The 12,389-nt window shown below is 43.6% G+C and carries 7 protein-coding genes and 3 pseudogenes; 4 read left to right on the plus strand and 6 right to left on the minus strand.

Annotated elements, in window-relative coordinates; all coding sequences use genetic code 11:
* The 4 genes from ACFIKO_RS08235 to ACFIKO_RS08250 form a co-directional block, all read left to right on the plus strand.
* On the plus strand, positions 1 to 684 hold a 684-nt coding region (locus tag ACFIKO_RS08235; RefSeq protein WP_375673720.1), incomplete at its 5' end, for a ShlB/FhaC/HecB family hemolysin secretion/activation protein.
* 92 nt (positions 685 to 776) lie between these two features.
* Complete coding sequence (locus ACFIKO_RS08240; RefSeq protein WP_375673722.1) at positions 777 to 8,330, plus strand: DUF637 domain-containing protein; 7,554 nt, start codon at positions 777 to 779, stop codon at positions 8,328 to 8,330.
* Between the two features lie 64 nt (positions 8,331 to 8,394).
* A complete protein-coding gene (locus ACFIKO_RS08245; protein ID WP_375647817.1) occupies positions 8,395 to 8,973 on the plus strand; it encodes an SMI1/KNR4 family protein in 579 nt (192 codons plus the stop codon).
* A gap of 52 nt (positions 8,974 to 9,025) precedes the next feature.
* Complete coding sequence (locus tag ACFIKO_RS08250) at positions 9,026 to 9,616, plus strand: SMI1/KNR4 family protein (RefSeq protein WP_375673724.1); 591 nt, start codon at positions 9,026 to 9,028, stop codon at positions 9,614 to 9,616.
* 320 nt (positions 9,617 to 9,936) lie between these two features.
* Here ACFIKO_RS08250 and ACFIKO_RS08255 read toward each other — a convergent pair.
* The 6 genes and pseudogenes from ACFIKO_RS08255 to ACFIKO_RS08280 form a co-directional block, all read right to left on the minus strand.
* Positions 9,937 to 10,157, minus strand: a pseudogene (locus ACFIKO_RS08255) (DUF3987 domain-containing protein); the annotation flags it as partial.
* 160 nt (positions 10,158 to 10,317) lie between these two features.
* On the minus strand, positions 10,318 to 10,590 hold the full coding sequence (locus ACFIKO_RS08260; RefSeq protein WP_015856212.1) for a type II toxin-antitoxin system mRNA interferase toxin, RelE/StbE family: 273 nt from the start codon (positions 10,588 to 10,590) through the stop codon (positions 10,318 to 10,320).
* Positions 10,587 to 10,877: a CopG family ribbon-helix-helix protein gene (locus ACFIKO_RS08265; protein ID WP_208439813.1), complete on the minus strand. Its 291-nt coding sequence runs from the start codon at positions 10,875 to 10,877 to the stop codon at positions 10,587 to 10,589. Before ACFIKO_RS08265 ends, ACFIKO_RS08260 begins: the two co-directional genes overlap by 4 nt.
* Before the next feature lie 111 nt (positions 10,878 to 10,988).
* A pseudogene (locus ACFIKO_RS08270) lies at positions 10,989 to 11,675 on the minus strand (virulence-associated protein E); the annotation flags it as partial.
* Positions 11,676 to 11,775: 100 nt separating this feature from the next.
* Complete coding sequence (locus ACFIKO_RS08275; protein WP_375673726.1) at positions 11,776 to 11,976, minus strand: helix-turn-helix transcriptional regulator; 201 nt, start codon at positions 11,974 to 11,976, stop codon at positions 11,776 to 11,778.
* A gap of 209 nt (positions 11,977 to 12,185) precedes the next feature.
* A pseudogene (locus tag ACFIKO_RS08280) lies at positions 12,186 to 12,389 on the minus strand (hypothetical protein); the annotation flags it as partial.

Here is a 12,389-nt window from a genome sequence, read left to right on the forward strand (position 1 = left end):
TCTGATAATTTTATTATGGGCAGTCGGGTTGATGTTTCCAGCCGTAAATTGGCTATTGCAACCTTTGAGCTTGATCACTCGCGCAAGTGGCTTGGAGGAGAATTAAGCGCGCATATAGGGTTTCATAAGGGTTTGGCAATTCTTGGCGCTTATGATGATAAAGAGCAAGAGAATGCAACAAAGAATGCACCCAAAGGGCAATTTTCCAAATTGTCTTTTTCTCTAGGCTACGTGCGTCCTTTTTCTCTTCACCAGTATAATTTTCGCTATAACACGCTGTTTTCAGGACAATTATCACCCGACACGTTGTTTAGTTCAGAGCAAATATCGCTTGGTGGCAGTTCCTCTGTGCGCGGAGTGCGTGAGGCGATTTATTACGGCAATAATGGGGCGTTTTGGCGCAATGAATTGTCGCTGTTGTTGCCAGGTTTTTCTTCGAACATGGGGCGTAATTTTATGAGCCAATTCTCCCCTTATATGGCGCTTGATCTGGGAGCCGTGGCCAATGATGTAAGCAAAAACAGCTTTGGCGGGAGCCTCGTTGGGGCAACTCTTGGTTTCCATGCAACCGGAGACATTACGGATGTTGATGTGTCTTATTCGAATATTTTAACCCAATCGACAGTGCGAGAAAAGGGAAATTCGACAGGGTTATTTCAAGTGCGGGCATTATTGAGATTTTAGAGCAAAGGGGCGGTAAAAAATATCGCTGTGCTGTTTACACCCATATGGGTTGTTTTTTTTTAAGAGATAAAGAATTTTATGAGGAGCTGAAGATGCGGGGATTGAAAGATCAAAAGCATAGATTGGGATATGGATACAAGCGAGGGCAGCGCGTTCTTTGTGTTTTGCAGCGAGGGATCCATAAGGGGCTTTCACTTGTTTTAAGTTTTTGCTTAGCTTTTCAGCCTTTGTTGTTGCAAGCACAAGCGCTTGGAGCGCGAAGTCCTGTTGCACAAGAGAGCCAAGGGATTAAAGCAGCTGACGGGGTTGGCTCTGTTTTCCGCCCCACGGTGGGGAAAGCCGGCAATGATGTGCCGCTGATTGATATTGTTCGCCCCAATGGACAGGGTCTTTCTCATAACAAATATGACAGTTTCAATGTTGATACCCATGGCGTGATTTTGAACAATTCGACTGAGGAGGTTTCGCGTTCACAGCTTGGGGGATTGGTGCCAGGCAACGGCAATTTGCGTTATAGCGGTGCAGCAAAGGTTATTCTTAATGAAGTGGTAAGTGCCAATCGCTCGCGTCTTGAAGGCGTGAGCGAAGTGCATGGGCATATGGCGGATGTTATTATCGCCAACCCCAATGGGATTACCTGTAACGGTTGTGGCTTTATCAATACACCACGGGTGACTTTATCGACCGGACAACCGATTATTGGAGCCGATGGCGCTTTGAGTGGGTTGCGTGTTGAGGGTGGTGATATCACCATAGGTGCTCGTGGGGCTGATGGGAGTTCATTAGATATTTTTGATCTTGTTTCACGCAAGATCAGTGTCGGGGGTCCTATACAGGTCAAAGGGGATTTGGCTGTTATCGCTGGTCACAATCATTTTGATTATGACAAACGCGAAGCAACTTCTCTTGGTTCTGATGGCAAAGAGCCGGAATTGGCGATTGATTCCAGTGAGTTTGGTGGAATGTATGCGGGGCAGATCCGCGTGATTGCCAATGATAAAGGCGCCGGCGTTAAGATGCGAGGAGACATGGTTGCCAATGCAGGCGCCATGAGATTGACAAGTGATGGCAAGCTGGTGATTGCCAAAGCACGCGCCAAAGGAGCGGTAAAAGCGCGTTCTCACCACGATAGTGTGCATGTAAAAGATTTGCTTTTTTCAGAAGAAGCGGTTGAATTGAAGGCTTTGAAACATGTTGAACTGGCTGAGCAAGCTCGCGTTGCGGCAAGCGGTGCTGTTGATGTGCACGCCGATGTGATCAAGCTCCAGTCTCATGCTCTTCTAGCAAGCGGTATTGGGAGTGATGGTCAACAGTCAGCGACGGGTTCTTTGTACTTACAGGCAGCAAAGCTTGAGGCGGGGAATGGGCGGATAGCCGCTGGTGATCTTTTAGAGATCCAAGCAGCAACAATTGATCTAAGTCGTATGCAAGACAATGATCAAACAGGGGTTTCTTCCCTTGGCGATCTGACCATTAAAACCAATCAAATCAGCGCTTTAAACAACCATATTGGTGCCAAGGGGAATATTGTCTTGAGCGCCGATGATGCGCTCACTGTAGGCGCTGGACATTATAGCGCCGGCGGCTCTCTTTTGGTGCAAGCGGCAGAGCTTACATCACGTGCGCGCTTAGTGGCAGAGCAAAAAATTGACCTTTATGCGCATCACGGTGCCCTGATCCAAGAAGGCACTGTGTTGTCCAATGGGGAGATAACGCTGGATGCCCATGGTGCCCTCAATCACACGGGTGATATTATCAGTATGCAGCAGGTTGCCTTGACAGCGGGGGGCATGCTCACAACCTCTCAAGAGAGTACGATTTTAAGTTATGATGTGGTTTTAAGTGCTGATGCTTTAACCCAAGCAGGGACTGTGGAAGCTCAAGAAGGAGCATTAACCCTTCAAGTGCGTGATGGGGTCGCAAATAGCGGCACAATGCGCGGTGAGAGTGTCGATGCTCATATTGGTGCATTTACCAATCAAGGGACGTTTATTGCAACCGATGATTTGCATTTGATGGTAAGTGCACAAGAAGGCGTCGATCCGCAACAAGCCTTTCTGAAGAATACATCCGAAGGTGTCCTTCAAAGTGGTGGTGTTTTTGTTGTGATCGCAGGGCAATTAGACAATGCCGGTGTGCTTGGCTCTAGTGCTGAGAATGTTGCCCTCAATGTGGCAGGGAATGTTACCAATAGCGGGCTGATTTACGCCAAAAAATCTATGGATCTATTCAGTGATGGTAATCTGACCAACACACAGGGCAGAATTATTGCTGAAGAGGCTCTCAGCATTGGTGGGCTGAAAGAGACACGTGCTGGTCATATAAATAATGAGGCTGGTCTTCTCAGTGCTTTAGCCGGTGAGATGAAGATTGTTGCAACGTCTTTTGTCAATAAAAGCGCTGAAACGATAAATTCAGACCAACAAAACGCTACACATGATGAAGGTGCGCATGTTTTAGCGCGGGATGGTTTGCGCATTGATGTGGGCAGTTTTGAGAATGTTGATGGTCTCATTTCTACGCAAGGGGCAGTTAATATTGTTGCTGATAGTGTGATCCAAGCAGGGCACATAGAGATTGAGCGTGGTGACCTTCAACTGACCAGCCACGGTGATTTAAGCAATAGTGGCACGATAGAAAGCAATGATACCATTGCTTTGCATGCGCAAACAAATCTCAGCCAAACGGGGCGCATTGTTTCTAAAAAGCGGGTTGAGCTTTCCAGTGATGGCATATTGACAATGGGTGAGACAAGTGAGGTTGGCGCCTATGATGTAACGCTGAAGGCAGGCACTCTCGCCCAAGCTGGGCTTGTGGAAGCGCAAGGCGGAGTACTTACTCTCAACAGCCATGATGTTTTAAGCAATTCCGGTATCATGGTGGGCACTGTTGTTGAAGCAACTCTCGGGTCTTTAGCCAATTCAGGTCAGCTTTTAGCCAGTGACAGTTTTACGCTTATGGCAGAAAGCCATGATCCGTCATTGGGGCAAGTTGCTCTGGTTTTAAATGGTGAAGACGGTGTACTCAAAAGTGGTGGTGCTTTTGTTTTAACCGCAGATGTTTTGGACAATGCCGGCAGTATTGGTTCAAGTGGGGATGGGGTTGCGCTCAATGTGAGCGCAGATCTGAGTAATAGCGGGCTGATTTATGCCAAGAAATCTGCCATTTTCTCCTTAGATGGGGATTTTATCAATAAGTTTGCCGATGTCATTGCTGAAGACAATCTCATCATCCGTGGTTTAAGTGGAGAGCGGGCTGGTCATGTGATCAACAGCTCGGGTCTTTTAGAAGCTGTCTCAGGCGATATGAGTTTCGATGTCTCAGCGCTTACCAACATGCGTGAAGGTGGGGTTGAAGTTAGCGATAAAGTGGTTGGTCATAGTTACGTGCAAGGAGAATGGGAAGAAATCCCAGGTGTTGATAAACACACAAAGATCAAGAAAAATATCGACACCACGATCATTCGTCAGCAGCCTCATTTTACCAATAATGCTGCACAGATTTTAGTAGGACGTCATCTGACAATTAATGCCGGCGATATCCGCAATAGCTATAGCTTGATTGCTGCCAATGGCAACATTGTGATGCATGGCGATACGCTGCTCAATGAGGGGCGTGATTTAATCGAAACAACTAAGGTTGTGACTGAAACACGCTACAGACATAAAGACTGTAATATGTGGACCAATCCAGGGTGTATAGCGCATGGTGCAGACGAATGGGACGGTCCTACTTTTACCCAAACACCCAAGCGTACCTATGATGCTGTTTACGGCACGATTGAAGCTGGTGGCACGCTTGATGCTAAGTTGACGGGCTATATTGATAATCATGCGGTGCGTGAGGGGGTTGAGCAAGTTGGCTTAAGCTCTGGCGAGAAAGGTTTGGCTGGTGTTAAAAACACCGATTTTGATGGTTCCAAACCACTGATTAGTGATGATCGATTGGACGGCATTATCAATGGTTTGAAAGGGCACAAAGGGCTTTTTGCACCGAGCATCCAAACTCCCGCACCAGAATCCATACAGGTGCCAACGCAAGATGGGCTTAGCTCTATCAAAACAGAGTTGGCTGGCAGTCAATCACCGGATGTGCCATTTTTAATCGAGACGCGTCCAGATTTTATCAATCCAAGCAAATTTTTAGGATCGGACTATTACTTAAAAAAGATTGGCAATTACAAGCCTGAACACGTGTTTAAAAGATTGGGCGATGCTTATTTTGAATATCGTCTGGTGGGTGAGCAAATCTTTGAGCTGACAGGCAATCGCACTCTTCTTGATGTTGAAGATCCCAATGCTCAAATGCAAAGGCTTTATGACAATGCTGTGGAGCAGCAAGGTCCCTTGGGGTTAGTGCTAGGCAAGCCCTTAACGCCTCAGCAGATTGCTGGGATCAAAAAGGATATGATCTGGCTTGAAATTCACCTTGTCGACGGACAAGAGGTCTTAGTGCCCCACGTTTATTTGGCACCAACCTCCTCTTCAGAACAAGGGATAAAAAACGCACAAGGATTGCAAGAAAATCTTGCCAGTGCACGTTTGAAAGGCAATGGCGTCACCTTGAATGCGGACCGTTTTACCAATAGCGGTGCTGTGGTAAGTGATGATGCACTGCACGTTTCGACCACGCAAACTTTGTTCAATAATGGTGGGTTTTTGCTTGGTACCGGAGCTGTAGAGCTCACCAGTAACGGTCTTTTAGCCAATTCTTCCGGTGTTATTCATGGTGATACGGTTACCATGACGGGTGATACGATTGTCAATAGCACCGCTAAAATCCGTGACACGAATGCATATGGTTTTGTTGATCGAGCTGGGCAGAAGGGACAAATTCTCTCTGATCATGAATTAAACATCCAATCCCTTGGTGATCTTGGCGCAGAGGGTGGGGAATTCACCAGCGGCGGTCCGATGACGATGATTATCGGTGGTTCTGCCACATTTAGTGCATTGGCGCTAGAAAGTGACCATAAGGAGACATTGGAAAAAGGGCATTATAACGCCCAAAGCAGAGAGCACCGTTTGAGTGAAGTTAACAGTGGGGATGATCTTAATGTTGTTACGAACGACGACCTCATTATGGATGGGGTTAAGGTAAAAGGAGAAGGCAATGGGAATCTCACCAGTGGTAGTGCTCTCACGCTGACTTCGGTGCAAGACGTTAACAGTTTTGACTTGGATCTTAGGGGCAAAGAAGGCGACAAATCGAAACAAAAGAATAAGTTTCGTCAACAATCAACTGAAGTTACCACAAACAAAAGCACGGTGGAGTTTAGCAAAGACCTCTCCATACACGCGCAAAATGGGGATCTCACACTTGGTGCGGCAGGGCTATCAAGTGGTGGCGAGATGCATTTGACATCAGATAATGGGAAGATCAAGTTTCTCACCAACAAGGATCAAGATTTTAAGGATACGTATCAGCGTAATGAAAACCTTGTGTGGTGGAGTGAGGGTGACGAAGGTTACCTTAAGGAGACCATCGAGCATGTCACCATAGATGCTAAGGGTGGCATGAAGCTTGATGCAGGCAATGGCTTTGTTGTTGAATATGAGGCAACCGGTGATTTAGACAAATCCCTTGAGCAATTGTCACACTCTCCAGGCTTGGCATGGATCAAGCAACTGCGTGATGATCCAGAATTATCCAAGCAAGTTGATTGGCAAGCAGTAAAGGCTGAATTTAAAGATTGGGATTATAAAGCCCAAGGATTGACAGAAGCCGGTGCGGCTATCGTGGCATTGGCTGTCACGGCGGTTACGGGTGGAGCAGCCTCGGGCGCTGCCAGTGCCATTACCGGTGCTTTGGGGCTTGGCTCGAGCACCGCCATGAATGCGGCGATACAGGCAGGTGTCCAAGCACTGATTAACAAAAGCGCTGTGGCTCTTGTCAATAATCGCGGCAACATTGCCGGCGCCTTGCATGAGCTTGGTTCTTCCAAGAATATTCTCAGCATTGTTTCGTCGATGTTGACAGCGGGCTTAACCAGCCAAATAACGGAAATGGTTGGTGTTGGACAATCTTTGCCAAAAACCGCTCCTTTTGTCGATCGTATCGCCCTTGAAGCGGAAAAGAACCTGATCAAAGCCGCTATTGGCACAGGCGTGCAAACGGCTCTTGAGGGCGGCTCTCTTGACAAGAACTTTTTTAACAATCTGCGCATCGCCCTGTCTGATACGGTTGGCAAATCGTTGGCAGAAGAAATCGGTACCGCCAAGGCAGAAGGCAAAATAGATACGGTCACTCAGATCGTTGCCCACGCCGGTCTTGGCTGCTTAAAAGGCGCGGTTGCGAGTGGCGCTTGCTCTGCCGGTGCTATCGGCGGGGCTGTGGGTGAAGCCACAGCCATGCTCCAGTTTCAATTGTGGGTGCAAGGCATTGTGAAAGAGGAAATGGGGGATCTAAACGGTCGCACCCCAACTCCGGAAGAGGAAGCGCGTATAAACGCAAAGATTGATGCGCAGTTTGCTGACTTTAGAGACCACACCATTGATGTCGCACGGGCTGCTGGGGGCGTTGCCGCTGCCCTTGCCGGTGGCAATGTTGATGCCGGTGCTGATGCCGCAGGCAATGCCGCTGCAAATAACTACCTCAGCAGTGCTCAACAAGCTCAGATGAATAAAGAATTAAAGGAGTGTCCTGATCTTTTATGTGAAGCAGCAGTGTCTGCGAAGTGGTCTGCGATTAGTACAGGGCAAGATATAAGCTTTGGGGCTGGTATAGTAGCTGGTGTACCGGCCGAAATATACGATACGCTTGATGGTTTTTTGCAAATAGCCAAACATCCCGAAGAGACTTTGAAAGCACTCAAAGATTTTTTCAGCAGTGGTGAGATTTTGGCGACAATTGGTCGGACCCTTGGACAGTCCTATGTAGATCGCATTAATAAAATGGAGGAGGAATATGAGCGAGCCGGTGCTGGTGGATCCTTTAAAGCTGGACTTGAATTTGGAAAATTATTGACTGAAACAGCATCCCTAATGACAGGAGTTGCTGGAGCAGCCAAGGGAGCCATAAAGCTTGGCGAAAAGGCTTGGATTAAATTCATTGCTAGGAAAGATTTTGCCCAATTCGCTTCCAAGAAAAATCTTGCAGAACTTGCAGCTCAAGGAGATCCTGACAAACTAGCTGCTAGGAAAGAACTAACTAAACTCGCTGCTAAAGAAAAAAAGCTTTGGTTAAAAAAGAAACCCACTAAATTTACCGATAGCAAATTTGGACAGACCTACACAGTTTATCGGAGAGACGATTTGTTTGATCCTAACAGAATTTCTTACTGGATGGTAAAAGGGGAAAAAGTGTGGGGCACTAATATTGATAGAATGAAAGCAAGAAGAGCACCTATAGGATATGATGGTAAGTCTGTTGAGTTGCATCACCTAAATCAAACCCCTGATGGACCCTTAGCAGAAATGAGCCATGAATTTCATAAAAAATATACTTCTGTTATTCATGCTAATCCAAAAACACATCAATCGCTCATAGAGAGAAAAAAGTTTGATAAGCAGAGAGAGGAATATTGGTATAAACTTGCTAATGGGTATGGAGAACAAAAAAACAGTAATTTAGGAGGAATAATCGATATGAAATGGGGCATTATAGGTCTAGATTTTAACAGATGGGGACAGGAGCACCGGCAGTAATGCTCTACGATTGATGAAAAGAGAAAAAACAGAGACTTATAAAATAATTTATGGAGAATAATTGATGAAAACCTATACCTTAGATGATGTTGCAGTCTTAATTGATAAGGTTAATAAATATGATGATGATATTATCAATTTTGGTACTGAAAAAAATGCGGTTGATGATCTTGTGATTGAAAAGGCAGAGAAAGCTTTGGATTTAAAATTCACATCGTCTTACAAAGTTTTTTTAAAAAAATATGTAGGAGGGGAAATTGGTGGTGAAGAAATTTATAGCCTTTATGGAGATTGTGGGGAAGGTATTCCTGCTGGTGATATTGTTTACCAAAACTTACTCGATAGAAAAGATGGTTTTGCGACACCAGAACAGCTCGTTGTGAGTTATGATCTTGATGAAACCTTTTATTTTGATTATACGCAGTTTCGGGATGGAGAATGCCCACTTTATGTCAGGCTTCCATCTGAAGATTGCGAATATTACGCCAGTAATTTTTATGAATTCCTTTGTAAAAGAATTAAAGTACACGCGGGAGAAGAGATACCTGATGGTGACCAACCGATTGAAAAGATTGAGAACACTCCCACTCCGCAACCCGTACCTTTTTACAAGAGTTTTTGGAAAAAACTATGGAAGAGGTGAAATTGATAGAGGAAATATGGAGCGTTTATAACGCAAGTTTTGAGGATCATCTATGAAAACCTATACCTTAGATGATGTTGCAGTATTAATTGATAAAGTGAATAAATATGATGATGAGATTATCAATTTGGGTAGTGAAGATGATGAAGAGAATGAAACAGATGATTTACAGATTGAAAAGGCGGAGAAAGCTCTCGGCGTACAATTCACATCCTCTTACAAAGTTTTCTTAAAAAAATATGGAGGAGGAGAAATTGGTGGTGATGAAATCTTTAGCCTTTATAAGGAGTGTGGAGCAGATATCCCTGGTGGTGATATTGTTTTTCAAAACTTAAATGATAGAAAACGTGGTTTCGCAACACCAAAACAGCTTATCGTTTGTGATGCTGCTTTTGGTGAAACCTTTTATTTTGATTATACGCAGTTTAGGGATGGAGAATGCCCACTTTATGTCATGCTTCCATCTGAAGATTGCGAATATTACGCCAGTAATTTTTATGAATTCCTATGCAAAAGAATTAAAGTACACGCGGGAGTTGAGATACCTGATGGTGATCAACCGATTGAAAAGATTGAGAACACTCCCACTCCGCAATCTATCCCTTTTTACAAGAGTTTTTGGAAAAAACTATGGAAGAGGTGAAATTGATAGAGGAAATATGGAGCGTTTATAACGCAAGTTTTGAAGGTTTTGATGGTTCCTTTTCCCCCCTTATATATTTTTTTCAATCAAAAATAAAATAATACATATAAGCGGCACCCCCAAAGTCCCCCAAAACTAATGATGGGGAGTGCTTTGAAGGCTCACTGTTATATTGTTTAATGTTTTATAAGATTTCCAAATTGCTTCAGTGTGATGTCTTATGACTTTTCACTAAAGGATGCTGTTCATAACGTATGATAGGTCTACTGCCTTGGGAGCTATTGTCTCCAGAGATTTTACGAAAAACCGTCATCGTTTATTCCACGCTCGATACGGTCATAGGTAAATTGATCATCTTCATTAAAAGCCGTTAGATAAAAAGCACGGTCTGTTTGATATTCCTTACGTTCCAGATTGGCTAAAAAACCAGACAATTCATCACGCACCATTAAGAGACCACGGGGGTTTCTTTTAAGAGTTCCCTAAGCTTTTCGACCATGACATCATTGATAATAAAACGTCGTTTACCAAGAGTATCATCATTATTTTTACGAGTAGAAACTAAGCGGTGTGCAAAGTAATTATGCCAATCATATTCGCAATATTAGAAAAATAATAATTTATCATTATTTACTGATACAGAGCGCAGTATTGTGGAAAATAATTTGCTTCAATTACCAAATAAATAGAAATACAGTTGATTAAGGAAATTTTTGCTTTGTATGAAGCACACGTAAAATACGCACAACGCCATTTGAAATATCATAAATCATGATATAATTTGAATGTACAATAAGTTCACGTGTATTTACAATTCGTCCTAAACGACCAAGAGTAGGAAATTTAACAAGTTTTTCTACTTTTTCAGATAAAAGTTGATCAAACTTTAAGGCAGCAGAAGGATTATCTTGTGATATGTATTCACGGATCTTTTTGCGGTCAACGTGTGCTACTTGTGTCCAAATTAGCTTCATAAAGTTGATCTATCGAGTTTACTTTGTGTTTTTAAGCGCCATTCCTTTGCTTCTGCTTCGATTTCTTCAGAAGATATTATATCACCTGCATTAGCAGAGTTTATCCCTAATTGAACTTGTTCCCGAAACCATAAATCGTATGCACTTTTTTCTTTTTGTTCTTTTACGATATCGCGCATATAATCGCGCAATAATTGTGCAGCAGATCTATCACACGCCTTTGCTGCTTTGGAAAATTCATTTTTTAATACATCATCGACGCGAAAGGTAAATGTCGTCTCAGCCATTTTACGACCACTTAATGTGTTACAAAGTAGTTCTAATGTAATGTATTTTTACTATTTCTTCAATAGCTACTGTTAAAATAGATATTTTATATCTATTTTGCATTTTCATAGGGTTGAAAGGGATGCCCATAAATTAACGGGCTCTGATAACAACCCAGACAAAAGAGCCAGACCGGTTTCAATGCCCTCACAAATGACCAGATGTTTTGGATTGGCTTGACTTAAATGCACTGCGCCACCCGTTACAGATCCCAACATGGCTTTTTCTGTTTTTTGGTCTGTTTTGCAGCCATTGGCTTGTAAAAAGGTCCTATGAATAGCAAAGGAGCCAGCACCCTTAACAAGAGCCACCAACGCGGGTAGTGTCATTCCTAATGGGTGCGCGCGGACAGTTGTCGTGAAAGCGTAAATCAGCAGGCAAATCACATGTAATACCCCGCATGCGTAAATAGGTTTCTGCTAAAGTATTTTTGATTGGTTGGTTTTGTTGCCAAATTGCTTTTGCTCTCTCTGCTTTCTTTTTTGCTCGTTTGAAATCAGCACAAAACTGTTTAGATAAAGAAGGGGCGTGATCATAAGCTTGTTTTCCAAGCAAGCCAATTCTAATGAGCGCTTGTATGATCTCTCTAAAAGAGCAGCCAGCATAACAGTAGAGTAAAAGACGCCCATCATGTCCATTGGCAAGGGATAAGCTAGGTAGCCTATCATCATGAGCAGGGCAACGGGTCCATAACGCCCACGCCAAACCCTCGGCACAGCACGTGTAATGCTCTGCACATTCGTAAAAGAACACATCATTTTAAATCCTATAACGTTGTGTCATAGGACGGATTGTGCACTCTTTAGGGTGATGAGCTTGAGAAAGCCTTGTCCATCCTTACGTGACAAGGTTTTCTTTTTATGCCGCGTCGTTATAACGTTGCTTTTTTGCTTGCTCGATGACATTCAAAAGATCCGATTGTAACCAACGCGATAAAAAGCCAAATTTTAAAGGTTTTGGAAGAGAGCCATTGGTAACATGACGGCGGAATGTTGAGACACTCATATGAAGCAATTTTGCACTTTCACGGTCTGTTAAAAGAATATCATTTTCTGTCATACTAAAATCCTTTCACTCTCAAAAAATGGTAACAAATCATAACTATTTATTAACCACATTTTGGTTCATTTTTGAAGGTATTTTATTTATAGAAAACAATATTTTATCATACAGTTTCTGATGTGATAAATTATGAATCTTATTGAGAAAGAATGAGAGACAAGAGAGTTAAAGTTATCCACAGATAATGGGGTTATGTACCCCATATTTTAGGATTGACCGGTGACATAAGCCGCCCATTTATTCATATAGACACGACGCTGTTCTAGATAATCAGTGCGACGATAGGCACGCTCTACTTTACCGCCGACCGTATGACTTAGAATGGTTTCAGCGACCTCATAGGGAGCATCGGTTGTTTCTGCTAGCCAATTGCGTAAACTAGAGCGAAAACCATGGGGGCAGGCTTCAAT

This window comes from Bartonella sp. TS82HLJMH (genome assembly GCF_042193495.1).
Lineage (GTDB): Bacteria > Pseudomonadota > Alphaproteobacteria > Rhizobiales > Rhizobiaceae > Bartonella > Bartonella grahamii.

Excerpts from the sequence above, each read along its gene's own strand:
- ACFIKO_RS08250 (WP_375673724.1), top strand. The coding sequence starts at position 9,026 with ATGAAAACCTATACCTTAGATGATGTTGCAGTATTAATTGATAAAGTG.
- ACFIKO_RS08245 (WP_375647817.1), top strand. The coding sequence starts at position 8,395 with ATGAAAACCTATACCTTAGATGATGTTGCAGTCTTAATTGATAAGGTT.
- ACFIKO_RS08260 (WP_015856212.1), bottom strand. The coding sequence starts at position 10,590 with ATGAAGCTAATTTGGACACAAGTAGCACACGTTGACCGCAAAAAGATC.
- ACFIKO_RS08275 (WP_375673726.1), bottom strand. The coding sequence starts at position 11,976 with ATGACAGAAAATGATATTCTTTTAACAGACCGTGAAAGTGCAAAATTG.
- ACFIKO_RS08265 (WP_208439813.1), bottom strand. The coding sequence starts at position 10,877 with ATGGCTGAGACGACATTTACCTTTCGCGTCGATGATGTATTAAAAAAT.
- ACFIKO_RS08240 (WP_375673722.1), top strand. The coding sequence starts at position 777 with ATGCGGGGATTGAAAGATCAAAAGCATAGATTGGGATATGGATACAAG.